At 60.6% G+C, this 15339-nt stretch carries 16 protein-coding genes and 2 pseudogenes; 6 read left to right on the top strand and 12 right to left on the bottom strand.

Translation table 11 applies throughout. The features are described from left to right. Positions 1-420, top strand: a 420-nt coding sequence (locus JQ558_RS35910) for an autotransporter outer membrane beta-barrel domain-containing protein (RefSeq protein WP_212296622.1), incomplete at its 5' end; no start/stop codon positions are given. Between the two features lie 33 nt (positions 421-453). Here JQ558_RS35910 and JQ558_RS35905 read toward each other — a convergent pair. From JQ558_RS35905 to dusA, 4 genes are all read right to left on the bottom strand, one after another. After that, complete coding sequence (locus JQ558_RS35905) at positions 454-1854, bottom strand: TRAP transporter large permease subunit (RefSeq protein WP_212210830.1); 1401 nt, start codon at positions 1852-1854, stop codon at positions 454-456. After that, positions 1851-2441 (bottom strand): TRAP transporter small permease subunit, encoded by a 591-nt coding sequence (locus tag JQ558_RS35900; protein ID WP_212296621.1) that lies wholly within the window; start codon positions 2439-2441, stop codon positions 1851-1853. The genes JQ558_RS35905 and JQ558_RS35900 overlap by 4 nt, the downstream gene beginning before the upstream one ends. Positions 2442-2504: 63 nt before the next feature. Beyond that, entirely contained in the window at positions 2505-3626 is a 1122-nt protein-coding gene (locus JQ558_RS35895) for a TRAP transporter substrate-binding protein (RefSeq protein WP_212210828.1), read from the bottom strand. A gap of 140 nt (positions 3627-3766) precedes the next feature. Beyond that, a complete protein-coding gene (gene dusA / locus JQ558_RS35890; protein WP_249142785.1) occupies positions 3767-4681 on the bottom strand; it encodes a tRNA dihydrouridine(20/20a) synthase DusA in 915 nt (304 codons plus the stop codon). Positions 4682-4891: 210 nt separating this feature from the next. Between dusA and JQ558_RS38225 the strand changes: the two are divergent. Beyond that, positions 4892-5272, top strand: a pseudogene (locus tag JQ558_RS38225) (DUF736 family protein); the annotation flags it as partial. Positions 5273-5584: 312 nt separating this feature from the next. Continuing rightward, a complete protein-coding gene (locus JQ558_RS35880) occupies positions 5585-5725 on the top strand; it encodes a hypothetical protein (protein WP_212296624.1) in 141 nt (46 codons plus the stop codon). 160 nt (positions 5726-5885) lie between these two features. On the opposite strand, the gene JQ558_RS35875 is transcribed toward JQ558_RS35880, so the two are convergent. The 8 genes and pseudogenes from JQ558_RS35875 to gcvA all read right to left on the bottom strand — a co-directional run bounded on the left by JQ558_RS35875 (position 5886) and on the right by gcvA (position 12220). After that, complete coding sequence (locus JQ558_RS35875; protein ID WP_212210775.1) at positions 5886-6035, bottom strand: hypothetical protein; 150 nt, start codon at positions 6033-6035, stop codon at positions 5886-5888. A 169-nt stretch (positions 6036-6204) separates the two neighbouring features. After that, positions 6205-6831: a hypothetical protein gene (locus tag JQ558_RS35870; protein WP_212210774.1), complete on the bottom strand. Its 627-nt coding sequence runs from the start codon at positions 6829-6831 to the stop codon at positions 6205-6207. Positions 6832-6864: 33 nt separating this feature from the next. Further along, complete coding sequence (locus JQ558_RS35865) at positions 6865-7173, bottom strand: hypothetical protein (RefSeq protein WP_212210773.1); 309 nt, start codon at positions 7171-7173, stop codon at positions 6865-6867. A gap of 162 nt (positions 7174-7335) precedes the next feature. Next, complete coding sequence (locus tag JQ558_RS35860; RefSeq protein WP_212210772.1) at positions 7336-7962, bottom strand: ParB/RepB/Spo0J family partition protein; 627 nt, start codon at positions 7960-7962, stop codon at positions 7336-7338. Between the two features lie 264 nt (positions 7963-8226). Next, positions 8227-9216, bottom strand: a complete 990-nt coding sequence (locus JQ558_RS35855; protein WP_212210771.1) for an ArdC family protein — start codon at positions 9214-9216, stop codon at positions 8227-8229. Between the two features lie 471 nt (positions 9217-9687). Beyond that, positions 9688-10197, bottom strand: coding sequence for a hypothetical protein (locus JQ558_RS35850; protein ID WP_212296620.1), 510 nt, complete (start codon positions 10195-10197; stop codon positions 9688-9690). Positions 10198-10432: 235 nt separating this feature from the next. Next, positions 10433-10708, bottom strand: a pseudogene (locus JQ558_RS38470) (acyl-homoserine-lactone synthase); the annotation flags it as partial. Positions 10709-11293: 585 nt separating this feature from the next. Beyond that, positions 11294-12220 carry a transcriptional regulator GcvA gene (gcvA, locus tag JQ558_RS35840; RefSeq protein WP_212210765.1) on the bottom strand — a complete coding sequence of 309 codons (927 nt, stop codon included), beginning with the start codon at positions 12218-12220 and terminating at the stop codon, positions 11294-11296. 92 nt (positions 12221-12312) lie between these two features. Between gcvA and JQ558_RS35835 the strand changes: the two genes are divergently transcribed. From JQ558_RS35835 to JQ558_RS35825, 3 genes are all read left to right on the top strand, one after another. After that, positions 12313-13473: an iron-containing alcohol dehydrogenase gene (locus tag JQ558_RS35835; RefSeq protein ID WP_212210763.1), complete on the top strand. Its 1161-nt coding sequence runs from the start codon at positions 12313-12315 to the stop codon at positions 13471-13473. Between the two features lie 310 nt (positions 13474-13783). After that, on the top strand, positions 13784-14758 hold the full coding sequence (locus JQ558_RS35830; protein ID WP_212210761.1) for a tripartite tricarboxylate transporter substrate binding protein: 975 nt from the start codon (positions 13784-13786) through the stop codon (positions 14756-14758). Positions 14759-14842: 84 nt separating this feature from the next. Next, positions 14843-15328 carry a tripartite tricarboxylate transporter TctB family protein gene (locus tag JQ558_RS35825; protein WP_212210759.1) on the top strand — a complete coding sequence of 162 codons (486 nt, stop codon included), beginning with the start codon at positions 14843-14845 and terminating at the stop codon, positions 15326-15328. Positions 15329-15339 lie beyond the last annotated feature (11 nt).

Here is a 15339-nt window from a genome sequence, read left to right as displayed (position 1 = left end):
TACGCCGCGGGCCAGTTCACCACGCTGTGGTTGCCCAACTATACCGAACAGGTTGTCGCCGGCGTCAACACGTTCGCCTTGTCCTACGCCGAGCGGAACGTTACCGCCCCGCGCACCGAGCTCGGACTTCGCGCGGACACCTCCTTCGCGGCCACCGATGCCGTGGTCACGCTGCGCGGCCGCGCCGCCTGGGCCCACAACTTCAACACCGACCGCAGCGTCAGCGCGATCTTCCAGACGCTGCCCGCCTCTGCCTTCGTCGTCAACGGCGCCGCGCAGGCCAGGAACAGTGCACTCGTGGGCGCGTCCGCCGAAGCGAAATGGCTGAACGGCTTCTCGGTGGCGGCAAGCTTCGAGGGCGAGTTCTCGGACGTCACCGACAGCTACGCCGGCAAGGGCATCGTCCGCTATCAGTGGTAAGGCGGCGGCTCGCAGTAAGTCACTCGGCGCGGGTCAATTCGGCCCGAGCACGGAAGCCGCGACTTTAGCGGGCACCACATATTCGATCTGCACCTTCTTGCGTTCGGCATCCCGGCGTGCCTGCAGCCAGCCTGGAAACCACATCGCGATCGCGGGGAATATCAACACCAGGACCACGCAGAGAACCTGGATGACCATGAAGTCCGCCATGCCGCGGTAGATCAACCGCAGATTCCATTCCCTCACGACCTGCTTGAGATAATAGGCCGACATCGCGACAGGTGGAGACAGGAACGCCGTCTGCAGCACGACCGCGACGATGCAGCCGAACCACACCATGTCGTAGCCGAGGCCCTTGGCCACGGGCGCGAGCATGGGGAGAAAAATAAACACGATCGCCGGCCATTCGAACGGCCAGCCGAGCAGGAATATCAGCGTCAGCAGCAGCGTCATGGTGCCCCAAGCCGGCAGCGGCGAGGCCAGCAGGGCATTGGTCATCCAGCTGGCGGTGCCGAGCCATGCGAACACCGCACCGAACACGTTGGAAGCGACGGCGAGCAGCAGCACCATGCTGGTGGTCGCCATCGTGCTGTAGCAGGCCTGCAGCAAACCGCTCCACGTGAATTTGCCGTAGAGGATGACCAGAAGGATGGCGCCGAGCGCGCCGAGTGCCGCGGCCTCCGCGGCCGTCGTGATGCCGGCCAGGATCGCACCCAGCGTGACGATGGTCAGCACCGTCACCGGAACGAGGCCGACCAGGCACTCCCACAGCACGATCTTGATCGATTCCGGCCGCTCGTCGAGCGGCACCGGCGGACCGAGCTTCGGATTGAAGTGACAGCGGATCAGCGTGTAGGCGATGAACATGCCGGACAGCAGGAAGCCCGGGCCGAACGCGGCCGCGTACAAATCGATGATCGAAATGTCGAGCACTGGTGCCATCACGACCAGCATCACCGACGGCGGAATCAGGATGCCCAGCGTGCCGCCGGCCGCGATCGCGCCCGCCGACATGCGCACGTCGTAGCCAGAGCGGATCATCATCGGCCCGGCCATGATGCCGAGCAGCGCCACCGTCGCGCCCACGGTTCCGGCAGCGATGCCGAACAGCGTCGCGGTAACGATGACGACCACGTAAAGCGCGCCCTTCAACGGCGCAAACAGATCGCGGAACGCCCTGAACAGTCGTTCCATCAGCCCGGCCTGATCGCAGATGAAGCCCATCAGGATGAACATGGGCACCGCGACCAGCTCGTCCTGCTTCATGATGCCGATGGTCTGCAGGTAGGCGAGACTGAGCACCCGCGGCCCCATGCCGATGTAGCCGAACACGCCCGCGAGAAACAAAAGCGTGAAGCTGATCGGCAGACCGATGAAGATCGCCCCCAGCATCACCAGCAGCATGAATAGGCCAAGCAGCTCGAGTCCGGTCATATCTCGATCTTTTCCTTGTGCTCGAACTCGCGCCCGAACTGGATCTGATACCAGCACTTCAGTACTTCGGAGACGCCCTGAAGCATGAGAAGGACCGCCGCCAGCGGGATGGTGGCCCGGAACGGCCACATGATCACGCGCCACACGCTTTCCTGCGATCGCTCGCCGGTGTCCCAGGAATGCAATGCGGCGTCGTAGCTGACCACCATGAAGGTGATCATGACCGGGTAGAACAGCAGGATGTAGGAGATCATGTCGATGATCCCCTTGGTGCGTTCCGAAAAGTTCTCCCAGTAGATATCGGTTCGAACGTGCGCGCCTTTGTAGAGCGCGTATCCGCAGGCGAGCATGAAGGCTGAGCCGTTGGCCATGAAGCTCGACTCGTAAACCCAGGCGGTCGGGGCATTGAACCCGTAACGCATCACGACCTCGTAGGTGATCGTCACCACGAGGAACAGCATCGTCAGGGAGATGAGTTTGCCGGTGACGTCCGAGAACCGGTCAATGGCTCGAATGATCGTGTAGAAGGCGTGTGGAAACTCACTTCCCACGCCAGCAGGATACGAGGCTCCGCCGTCAGTCGACATCATGATCCCCTTGGAAAGCAACTGGCGCCTGTCAATGACGCCAGTTGCGCGCGCGAAAGCGGATCACTTCTTCTGCAGATAGACCTTGTCCTTCCAGTAGTACTCGCCGGCGAAATTATAAGGCGGGAACCAGGAAAGCTTGAACGGGACGATTTTCTCGGCGTAGGCCTTCTGACTGTCCATCGCCTTCTTGTAGAACGGGTTCTTGGCGGCGTACTCGGACTGGATCTTCTCCCACTCGTCGAGGAAGTTCTTCAAGACATCATCCGGCGTGCGATGCAACTGGACGCCCATCTTGAGGAGGTCCTGGCAGGCCTGCGCGGTCTCGCGGTTGAAGGAGAAATTGCGCTGCGTCGTGGCGTAGACGCTGGCAACCTTGATGATCTCCTGCAGATCCGGCGTCAGCTTCTTCCAGACATCGCCGTTGATCATCAACTGGCCGCCGGTGACGGGCTCGTGCATGCCAGGGGTGTAGTAGTGCTTCGCAACCTGGTGCAGACCGAGCTTCTTGTCTTCCTCGCAGTTGATCCACTCGGCGCCTTCGATCACGCCGCGCTCCATCGCCGGGACGATCTCGCCGCCCGGTATGGTGACGACCGACACGCCAAGCCGGCCGTAGGTCTCCGCGCCGATGCCGTAGATGCGATACTTCATCCCCTTGAGGTCGGCGAGGCTGTTGATCTCTTTCTTGAACCAACCCATACCTTGCGGATAGTCGGTCGGAATCGGGAAGCCCACGACGTTGAGCTTGAGGACGTCGCGGTAGAATTCTTCCAGCAGGGCCATGCCGCCGCCGTCGTAGTACCAGGCCCAGTAGTCGCTTCCGTCCATGCCGAACAGCGGACCGTGCGACATCGGGATGGTTGCGGTGTTGCGGCCGAGAATGTAGCCGAACGGCGCCATTCCGACGTCGAGAACGTTCTTCGACGTTGCGTCGAAGACTTCGAACGGGGGAACGATGGCGCCGGCGGGAAGCGTTTCAATCTTGAGGCGACCGCCCGACATCTTTTCGACTGTCTCGGCCCACAATTTGAAGATGAGGTGGAAGTTCGCAGATGCAGGATGGGTCGATTGGCCCTTCAATACCAGGGGCTTGGGAGCCGGGGTCTGAGCCTGGGCTGGCTCCGTAAAGGTGGCGGCGAGTCCGAGGGCAGCAGCCACGACGATAGACGTGTACCTGAGCATTCTCTCCTCCCTTTTGGCAGCAATTTCTCCTTGGTTGATGTTTTTTTGATTTTGTGAGCTGAGGTTACGGACGGGATGATTGCGCTGTCAAGGCGATATCTGTCGGACCGGCAACTGAGCCGGTGGAAGATGGTGTGGCGTCACGCCGCGATCGAGGACGCCGCGCTGATATCAACCAGCGCAATCGCATCGCACAATACGTTGGCGCCGGCGCCTTGCCTGACGCCGTTTTCGGCGAGATGGCGGCGGAAGGCACGCGCCCCCGGCACGCCGTGAAAGGCGCCGACGAAGTGCCGCGTCATCGAATGCAGCCGCGTGCCCTGCCCGAGCTGGTTTTCGATGTAGGGCATCATCGCGTCGAACACATCCTTCATGGTCGCATGCGGCGCCGCCTCGCTGAACAATTCCGGATCGACATTGAGCAATCGCCACGGCTCCTGATAGGCCGCCCGCCCCAGCATCACGCCATCGACATGGGCAAGATGCGCCTTCGTCTCGGCGAGGCTGCCGATCCCGCCATTGATGATGACGGGCACGTCCGGCAATGCCGCCTTCAGCCGATAGACCCTGTCGTAATCGAGCGGCGGAATGTCGCGGTTCTCCTTCGGCGACAAGCCGTTGAGCCAGGCCTTGCGGGCGTGCACGACCAGCGCATCGGCCCCCGCAGCAACGACGCCGCGCGCCAGCACGTCCAGCGCCACTTCCGGATCCTGGTCGTCGATGCCGATTCGGCATTTCACCGTGACGGGAATATTCACCGCGCGCTTCATCGCCGCGACGCCGTCCGCAACCAGCGCCGGCTCCGCCATCAGGCAGGCGCCGAAGCGGCCGTCCTTTACCCGGTCGGACGGGCAGCCGACATTGAGGTTGATCTCGTCATAGCCGAAATCCTCGCCGATCTTCGCAGCCATTGCCAGATCGCGCGGATCGGACCCGCCAAGCTGCAACGCGACCGGATGCTCGCTCTGATCAAAGCCGAGCAGCCGCATTCGGTCGCCATGGATGATGGCGCCGGTCGTCAGCATCTCCGTGTAGAGCCGCGCGCGCCGCGTCATCAGGCGGTGGAACACGCGGCAATGCCGGTCAGTCCAATCTTGAGCTGGCCCTTGTAGCTGCCGTTGTCGTTCTTGGTGACGTATCCGATTGCGGTCATGGTCTGTCCTCCTGTTGTTCGCGAGGGGCCGATCCCCTGCGATGGCGAGACCGTTATGGGGAGCGCAACACCGATGAACCGGCTTTGGGCGCAGCTTTAGCGGAGCACCTGAGTGGCCGCCTTTTTTGGAGCGAAGCGTGCGCGAGGAGCCGGAGCCGTTTGGTCCGGCGGGGAAAAAAGGCGGCCGCGATGGTTTCATCAGGGGGGCGATTCCCATAGGTCGTCACGCCAAGGAGCAGGAGATCGGAGCCACCGACATCAGGGGGACGGGCCTTGCGCATCGGCCGCCACAACGACACGACGCTGCAGCCAGTTCAAGACCGTCTCGATCCGGGCCGACATCGATATCGTCCTGAACGCGGCAACAGCGCCGGGCCATCCCGGCTTCAGGGTCGTGACACAAGGCATCGAGATCGGGAGCAGGCTCTATCGGCGTAGCGAGAGCTGCGGCAAGGACGTTGTGAGCCTGACGCTCGCAGCTCCCGAGATCGGACCGCGCAGGCACTGCCAATCCTTTGTTCGCGCCGTGGGCCAGGACGAAGACAACCTCTTCACCGTGATCCGGCATCCGTCAAAGACAAGTCCGGCGCTCGCGCCATCAGCGCGGGGGCCGTTCTCTCGCTCGGTTTTGTTTCGGCGATACCGCATCGAAGGGAATCGCGCTTCGATGCAGAGGCGTGGCAAGACGCGACGATGCATGGCGCCATATCTATTTTACGATTGTCGTGTAGAATTATTTTATGCATGCCGATTCCCGGCTTGCGTATGGCGATCACGCCATCGTTTCGGATTCATGGAGGGCAACATGGCCAAGAAAGCGAAGAAGGCAAAGAAGGCTGCGAAGAAAAAGACCGCCAAGAAGAAGAAGAAGTATCTTCAGCCGAGTCTCTTTAGCTTCCTGACATCGTCGCTACCGCCTGACGGCCCAGCGCAAGCGGGTCGATAGTGGTTTCGTCGACGACGATCAGTGGCATTCACTAAAAGCCGGACCTTGGTGCAGCCGATCGCTGCATCAAGGTCCGGTTTTTTTTGTAAAGATGATCGGCGGCGACACCCGATGGCCGCGCGGCGTCAGATCAGCGACTGACCGGCCGGCACATCAAGACTTAAGGAAAGCCGTACATCAGCGGCGGCACCACCTGCACCAGCAGCACCGCCATCGAGCCCAATGTCGACAGCCCAACCACGCAGTGGGTCAGGCACCAGGACTTCAAGGTCGCTTCACTGTTGGCCTCGGGATCGTATGCGTTCGGCATCGGCTGGCTCGCTGGTGTGTGCCCTTGGGGCGCGGTTCGTCATCGAGCTATAGGGTGAGTCGCCTCGATCCGTGCCGATCACATTTCGCGTCCGCCGATTGACTCTTTTGCGATTCGGCTAACCCCGAATTCGGGCGCGGAGCAGGCCTCCGCGCCCGAATCGTTAGCGTCAACCCCCGGTAAACAAAGGCTTAACGATCTCCCAATCCGTTGCGATCTGGAGCGTCTTGTTCGGGTCATAATGGCCAGGCGGAAACGCCATGTAGCGCGGCACCCAGCCCTCCGTTCGCGGACGACCCTCCCCCGTCAAACAGTCGTGCAGGATCTTCTTCTGCACCTTGGCAGTCTCCGAGACATTGGCGTCGGCGACTGCCTGCCCCGCCACCTCGCCCACCAGGGCATTGACGGCAGCGCGGTCACGGACGAGGTCGAGCAAGGTATCGTCAGCCGACCACCACCCGGCCACGTCCGGCTTGAGGGCAACGCCTGCAGCCTCCACCAGCGTGGAGCCTGCCGCCAGCGTCTCGGCCATGACGAGGCTCAGCACCCGCAGCACGGCGTCGTCCGGCATGGCCAGCAGCTTTGCGAACAGCAAAGCGCCCCAGTAGGGGTCGCCATTGCCGCGCGTGACGGTGCTGCGATAGCTCGCCTCGATGTCGAGGAGTTGCAGGACGGCGTGTTGCTCGGCTGCGAAGGCGGCCTGCGCCTTGCAGGTTTTGACCGTTGCGGCAATCGCTTCTTTGTCGGCGCGCTGCGGATCGGCCTTCACGCTCCAGAGCGTGGAGCCTGCGATCATGTGGGCGACCGCAAGCCGCAGGGCGATGCCGGGTTAGGCCAGCAACTCGGCCCGCACGATGGCGTGCCGGTGCAGCGCCAGATAGTTCTCGGCGGCCTTGGTGAGTTCCGCTCTGGGGGCTGGCTCTTTGCCTTCGCCCGAACCGGCTTCCCCACCTCCGTCGCTGCGGCGCGGGCGCCGCTCGTCGCAGGCGAGATAGCCTTCATGGACCTCGACTTCGCCGGTCTCCCGAATTTCGATAAAGGCCCTGCCGCCGTCTTCCAACAAAGCCTCGACATGCTGCCACACGGAAAACCGCTCGCCCTTCTCCAGCACCGACACGCTCCAGCCTTTTTCGGCCAATTCATCCCGGAGCCGCGCGATTGCCGCATTCTGCAGCGTCCAGAAGGCATCGCGGTCCGCGAAATAGCTGACCTCACCGAACAGGTCGCTGACGATTTCGCCCTTGTAGTCATCAAGCGCAAACCGGGCGGCGGTGGTTGCGATCTGGCCGGTGCCGAACAGCTATTGCTTCAGCCGGAAGCCGCGCGGCGCGCCTTCCACTTCTTCCTGATCGTCAGTGCTCGATTGCCGCTCAAACGCGACAACCCATTCCTTCTGCTGGTTTCTAGTGGCTGCGGTCAGTAACTGCAGGTCTTCCGGTTCGATGCGGCCTTCGCGGTAGGCCTGCTTGATTTTTGCGTGAAGGCCCGCGAGGGCGAGGCGCTGTTTGACGTAGAGTTCGGTGACGCCGAACGTCCTTGCGATATCGGCGGCACCCCGCCCCTGTTTGAGCAATCTGGCGAAGGCCTCATATTCCTCCAGTTCGTCCATCGGCGCACGCGCGATATTCTCGATCAGAGAGGCTTCCAAGGCGTCTGCATCGTCGCCCTTGACCGTAATTGCACACGGGAGCAGAACCTCGTCGGCGGCTACGCCCTGTTCCTCTGCTACCCTGGAGGCTGCGAAGTAACGCCGCCGTCCGGCGACGATCTCGTAACCCTTGCCGTTGGGACGCACGAGTAGCGGCTGCAACACGCCGCGCGCACGGATCGATGGCAGGATATCGGACAGGTCGGGCGGTTTGCGGTTGTGTCGTACATTGACGGCTGCGACTTTGAGATCGCTCAATGCGATATGTTGCAAGTCCATGGGTGGTTCTCCTTCTGCTTTCAGAACAGGCTCGGTTGATTGCGGGCGGCCTCGATCCCGCTTGGCGGGCCGGAGCGCTGTTCCGGACCCGATTTCGAGTGAGTTTGGGGGGCGGTGCAGGTGCACGCTGTTTCGCCGCTGAGCTGTTGCGTTGTTCGATGGCAAGCGGCTGGCGCGACCAAGGCCGCGTCGCGAAAGGTACGTGCACCGTTTGCGGTTTCCGGCTCCTGGCGGGCTTCGGCGCTATCGATCCGGCGGCGCGGATCACCGCACCGCCTCGCTGTCTCGCGCCAAGTCCGGCTCGGGCTTATGAAAGGCGAGCAGGAAATCGGCGGCTTTCGAGGCCTTGCTCGCGGCACGAAAGATGGCGCGATTATCTGAACGCAGGACGCTCAGCCAGTTACCGAGATAATCGGCATGCCGGACGGTCGGCTGGATCGACAGCGCCGCGCAAACAAAGGCAGCCGTGATTTCGGCGACAAGCTCCTCGCTGGCATAGAGCTTCGATCCGAAGCTGCCTGTGAGATCGCGGTTCAGCCTTTTGGCATGTCCGGTCCAATGCCCGAGCTCATGAAACAGGGTCCGGTAGTAGTTGATCTGATCGAAGAACGCCGGCTGCGGTGGAATGTGGACCGCGTCTTCCGACGGCCGATAAAAGGCATGCGCGCCGCCGGTGCGGATATCGGCGAGTGTCGCTCGCGCGAGCGCCTCGGCCTGCGGTACGATCTGGCGTTCCGGCAGTGCGGGCGCACAACCAAGGCAATGGTCCGGCAGATTATCGCATTGCGCGACGTTAAAGACGGTGTAGCGCCGCAGGAACGGTACCGCCTCGCCCTCGCCGCCCTGTTCGCTCTGGTTTGAGGCGGCCACCTCACCGCCGGTCTCCTTGCCTCGATTGCTCTTGGGAATGAACTTATCGGCGTAACAGACGCTGATGCCGTGTTCGCCCTTGCGCACCGAGCCGCCAAGGCCGAGGGCTTGACGAAAGGTAAGCCAGTTTTGCGAAGCGAAACCCTGATCGAACAGCCGGTCCCAGAGGATCAACACGTTGATCCCGGAATAGGATTTGCCCGTTGCCGCATTGCGCGGCATTCCGAGCGCGGCGTTTGCCGGACCAGCGCCCCAGGGCTGCGCCCAAGGAAAGGTGCCGCTTTCCAGATCGGCGATGATCCGCCCCGTGATCTCCTCGTAAAGGCTTGCCTTAGGCGTTGCCTTGGGCCTCTCCGCGCGTTCCCGTAGTGAATGGTTCGACATGGCACTCTCCGCTCCTCTCTTCTTTCTTCCGCGTCCTGCCCCCGGAAGGCGGGGTGGGCGGCGAAGAGCGACCGGACAGCCCCGAACGCAGAGGCGGGCTGCACCTGTAAGGCCGGAGCGTCAGCGGAGGACCGCGAGCCGGGCGCTAATGTCATTTCGAAATTTGACGGCTCGCGGTTGCGGCTCGCCGGTTCGGGGCTATACGGGAGCACCGCCCACCCCGTCTTCTGGGGGCCACAAAAAAACCGGCCGGCCGTTCAGGCCGGCTCCGCAGATCTGCCTGCGCCAGCTACTGCGCCTGCCTGGTGGTGCGGCGATGCGGGCGCAAAACACCAAGTCGCAAACGAACCTTCCCGCTATGCCTTGCTATGTCTTTGCGCCAGGGATCGAAGCCGAAGGCCGAGACCGCGTCAGCGGGCTCGGTTCACGAGAGCCCGACCCGCACGCGAAGCGCGTTGTGGTGGCGCCCTGCTACGCCAGGAGCTGCCGAACCCTCTCTTTCAGGATCGGATCATCCAGGCACACCGCCCATTCCAGCAAAGTCTGTCGGAGCGTTGTGGTCAGCCCGCCGTGAAGTCCGAGGCGGTCCAGAACAAGCGATCGATCAATCTCGGCGCGAGCGACCGACAGGTCGGCAAGTACGCGCACATCGTACCCAAGCCTGACACCTTCCAGGGCCGCAATGAAAACCTCTTCCTCGAGCCAGGCCCCGCCTAGAAATATGGCGCCAACATTCGATGCCGCGAGCGACGCTGTGAACTCTTGGTCATGCCACAAGGAAAGGCCGTCGATGCCCATCGGCACGAGCGAATGGGCGCTCCCATCGGGGATTCGACTTGGTTCATATTCGCCGATAGCAAGCTGAGTGACACGGAAGAAGTCTTGACACACCGGAAGCAACGCCAGACTTGCACGGCGACGCGCAACGAACTCGGCCGGCATATTGGCCTCTTCGCCACGCGTCAGATTGATCAGAACCACTCGGCTACGCCTCGGATCTGCCAGCATTTTTGGACTCTTGATACTACCTGTCAGTGCCCCTAATTGCGGAGAGCACATCGTCACCACTAGGCCAGCGCGCGGATCGAATTGGGTGCGAGCAGGACCGGACGCTCGACATCGGCGTTGCGATACATCGCCGCGAAGCGCCTCGTCGGAGGCATGAAGTAGCCAGCGGAGAACGAAGCTTGCGCGATTGATACCCGCTCTCCGCAAGTTCAGATGCGAAACTGGTATGCACGCAAAACCGCGAGCTCCCGAGCATTTTTCGGTGTACGGCGCGACCTTCCCGCCAAGTAAAGCGGGAACGTGTCAGCCAGCATAGACGGTCCCGTGGTCGGCGGGAGACGCGCGCCGCCGACGAGATTACCCTCACCGACATGACAAGGAGATTGGCGGGATTCAGTACGTCATATACATCCAGCTCCTGATCACCGGAGACCGAGACGGCACAGTCAAGACGATCCTTGAAGACGCGACGAGGCCGATACATCCCTGTGGTCATGTTGAGATGTTGGCCAAATTGACGATTGTCGAGTGCGACGACGTACATGGTGACCTCCAGTTGAAGAACGAGGTCGTCACAACACCAGAAAACGAGAGCGAGCCGCGCCTGTACTTTTTTACAGGGTAGATCTCGCTATTGGGTAAAGAGAAAAAGTTCCAGCAAAGTAACTGGCCTTTTATGCGTCGAAAATCACTCCCGCTTTCCGGGCAAGCAGCTTGGCTCGCGCTCGAAGAATGCAGGTTGTCAGCTTGCTCACGGCAATAACCCGCGACGCAGTGCGTCCGCCACGCACTGTGCAATCGAAGTTGCGCCCAACCTGCGTCTGGCGTTTTCAAGATGGAGCACAACCCTGCGCGCACCTCGGCAACTACGGCTTCTCTATCCGCGAGCACCCGGCGAGCCCCAACCGCTTCCTGCCCGCGGCCGGAGTACGGGCACAAGGCGACGGAGAAATACCTAGTGAACAATTCGGATAGCTATTCGCGCAAACTTTGCAGTCAGCAGCGGGTGCGGCTGTCTTCTGCATTCGACTATGTAGCGTTCGTTGTGGCTGCCGCGCGTAGGCAGGATCTATTCAGATGCATCGGATTCTTCTCGTTCTTCAAGGAGCCAATCACGAAAAACGGCTACCTTCGGGATTTTTTCAGATCCTTCGGGGTAAACTATGAAGTGCGAGTAATTGGTCCGAAGACTGTGGTTGAATAATTTGACGAGGGTTCCCGACGCAATTTCTTCGGCCGCGATCGACCTTCGCGCTAAAGCTATCCCCTGGCCGGATATTGCCGCCTGAAGAAGCAGATTGGCATCAGTGAAAGATGTTCCGCGAACATCCCCCTGCAGAAGTATTCCGACATGCTTGAACCATCTTGACCAGGGGAGGTTCAAATCTCGTAGCAAGGGAAATTCTAGCAACTGCGAAGGGTCTGTTGGCAGACTCCCACCATTGAAGTGGGGGCTGCACACGGGGAATAATTCTTCATCAGCAAGCTTGACGGCTACTAGCCCTGGCCACTTCCCCGCACCGTAACGTACTGCGAGATCGACACCGTCGGACTTGAAGTTCGCCAACGCGAGGCTGGTTCTGATGTTGATGTCGATATCGGGAAAGCGATCATGAAATCGGGACAGACGAGGGATCAGCCATCGCGCGGCCATGACAGGCAGCAAGCTTACGGTCAGATCGGTTGAGTTTTTCCCGCGAAGCCGTTCGACCCCGCGGCCGATCTCATCGATGGCGATACTCACGCTCGCCAACAGTTGGTGTCCCTCCCCTGTCAACAACATGCTGTTGCCGCGCCGTTCAAACAGTCGGACGCTCAATTGATCTTCCAGCGATCTGATCCGGTGGCTTACGGCACCGTGCGTCACGTGCAGTTCTTCCGCCGCGCGAGAAAAGCTGCCGTGCCGCGCGGCGACCTGAAAGACCCGGAGGGCGTCAAGCGAGGGTAGAGAAGTTATCATCGGAACGATGTTAGTTATTTTCATATCATTGGTCAAAATAAATCGTTCGTTCTAGTCAATCAGGCGAGCTAAATGTGAATGAGATTGTACGAGAAAAGCAGCACAGATTATCTTAAGGGAGCGCTTCGATGCACGAAGCCGGCAGTCACCAATACCCGCCAATGGAATTCGTGATCTACGGAAAACCTTGCGCGACCAGCGTCCGCGAAGAGGCCGAGCGTCTTGGAGCTGTTCGCGTTTTTCTCATTGCCAGCCATACATTGAATACCAAGACGGACGAGATTGAGAAAATCCGAACCGAACTCGGTGATCGATATGCCGGAACCTTCGATGGCGTGCCTCAACACACGACGCGCGAGGTTGTCGTAAAGGCTGCTGCCTCGGCACTCGACGCCAAAGCGGACCTCCTGGTCGCTGTCGGCGGAGGATCAGTTGTCGACGCGGCCAAGATCGTCCTGATGTGCATGGAGCACAAGATCGTCGATCCAAGTGGCCTCGACGGTTTTGAGACAACGCCCGACAGGCGCTTCGGAGATTTCCGGCCGCCGAAGGTCCGCATGATTGCGGTACCAAGCACGCTGTCCGGCGGCGAGTATAATTCCGGCAGTCTGGTGACGGACACGCAGCGCAAGCTCAAGCAAATCTTCAATCATCCGTTGATGATGCCGCGAACCATAATCCTCGATCCCGCAATCACGAAACACACGCCTGAGAAATTATGGCTAGGTTCTGGCACCCGCGCTATGGATCACGGAATAGAAGCCATCTGCTCTCCGCGCGGCAACCCCTTGGTGGAAAGCGTCTGCCTACGGGGAATTAGATTCCTGCATGACGGGCTGCTGCGCTCCAAAGACTATCCCGACGACGCGGGGGCTCGCGCCATGTGCCAATACGGTTCCTGGCTGTCGGCCTTCGGACTTCAGGCTCGCGTGCCTATGGGTGCGAGTCACGCGATCGGGCACGTTCTCGGCGGCACCTGCGACGTTCCCCATTACTTCTGCACGGCGGTCATGATGCCGAGTGTCCTGCGCTATAACAAACCAGCCACCGGTGGGGCCCAAACGTTGCTCGCCGAAGCGTTGCGGACTCCGAACGCGGACGCGAGCGACACCTTCGCCAACTTCGTCGACCGCCTTGGACTTCCGCGCCGTCTTGCCGAGGTAGGCGTTACTGAAGACAAATTCGGTCTGATCGCAAAAAATGCGATGTTGTCGATCTTCACACGATCCAACCCGCAGCCAATCCGGGAGCCGGACGATGTCGTGACGATCCTCAAGCTCGCGGCATGATCTGCGCGGCGCGCATCGCGGGATCTCGGTCGAATAGCAGCCTCCTTTTGAGAACAAATTGAGGCGGCAATAAGCAGTTGTCAAAGGCTTACCACGACCGGGGCAATCCCGTTGGCCGTGAAGACGTCGTGGTTTGAGTGGCGGCTCGCGCGGGGAAGGCAAGCCTTACGCCCGTCGACAAGTCGAAAGTCGCTTACGGTGAAGGCAGCGGAGCGAGTTGCTTTTTCTTCCCGCCGAAAGATGGCGCAGACCATTCACTCCAAAAAATGAATTTGGTTCTCGGCATCGTGAGCCGAAGGGAGCACCTCAAATGTTTCATCGAACAGGTTTGACGATTATTCTTGCAGCGGTCATGCTTGCCACCATGTTCGGCGGCGCCAAGGCGCTAGACTATCCGAGCCGACCGATTACGCTGATCGTGCCTTGGCCTGCCGGGGGCTCGACAGACGTCGCGTTGAGGGCGATCGCCGACGTCGCGTCCAAGCGTCTTGGCCAACCGATTGTCGTTGACAACAAAGCCGGCGGCGGTGGCACCGTCGGCCCCGCCATCATGGCCGCATCCGCGAAGCCGGACGGTTACACAATTTCTCAAATACCCGTACCAGTCTTCCGTCTTCCACTCATGCATGACGTATCGTGGGACCCGGGCAAGGATTTTACCTACATACTTAACCTGACTGGTTACACGTTCGGCATCACGACTAATGCCGGTTCTCCGTTCAAAACATGGAAAGACGTGGTGGATTTTGCGAAAGCGAACCCCGGCAAGGTGACGTATGCGACGCCCGGCACCGGAACCTCCCTACATATCGGCATGGAGCAGCTTGCATCCCTCGCTGGAATCAAGCTGACGCAAGTTCCCTTCAAGGGCACAGCAGAAAGCAACGCTGCAGTTCTTGGCAGTCACACCATGCTGCAAGTGGACGCTTCCGGTTGGAAGCCGCTGGTCGAGGCAGGCAAGCTCCGGCTCTTGATGGTTTGGACCGAGAATCGTTCAGACAATTTTCCGGATGTGCCGACCTTGAAGGAACTGGGCTATCCCCTGGTCATCGACTCACCATGGGGTATCGCAGGCCCCAAGGGAATGGATCCCGAAGTGGTGGCGAAACTGCACGATGCCTTCAAGCAGGCGATCGAAGATCCCGCCGTGATCGATACACTTGGCAGGTACGACATGATCGTGAATTACAAAGGTACCGAGGAGTATCGAAAATTCGTGACCGACACCATCCAGTCGGAGCGTAAGGCGATCGGTGCACTTGGGCTCGCGAAGAAGTCCAACTAGGCGATCACAGCTAGCAGGCAGGTAGGCCGCGAAGCCGCCTTCGAGCCCCTAGAATTCACAGCCGCCGCGACCGGAGACGTTTACATGAACGCGCAGCCGAAACCTCAGTTCACATGGGATAATTCGGAGCTATGGAGCGGCGCGGCCAGCATGGCGCTCGGTGTCTTTGTGATCTGGGCGGGGGCCAATCTCGGGATTGGCAGCATGAACGATCCGAAGGCAGGCTTCGTGCTGTTTTATACGGGCATGCTGTTGTCCTTGTTCGCTTTCTCGATCGTGATCGCAGCTCTTCGCGAAGGCGGTCCGACATTCAGCTCGCTGTGGGCAGATACGCGCTGGACCAAACCGTTGATCGTCATCGCGTGTTTGGTGGCCTTTTGTGTTCTGTTTGAACCGTTGGGCTTTCTTCTTGCCTCGATCCCGCTGCTCCTGCTGCTGCTGCGCGTCATCGATCCCGTGAGCTGGATGCTGGCGATACCGCTCGCCGTAACCATTCCACTCGGTGCCTGGTGGGTGCTGAAACACGCGCTTCTGATCCAGTTGCCCGCCGGCATTTTTGGGATCGGCTAAACGGAAATGCT

The sequence above is a fragment of the Bradyrhizobium sp. AUGA SZCCT0160 genome, from assembly GCF_018130105.1.
Lineage (GTDB): Bacteria > Pseudomonadota > Alphaproteobacteria > Rhizobiales > Xanthobacteraceae > Bradyrhizobium.
This window is presented reverse-complemented; position numbering and strand designations above follow the sequence as displayed.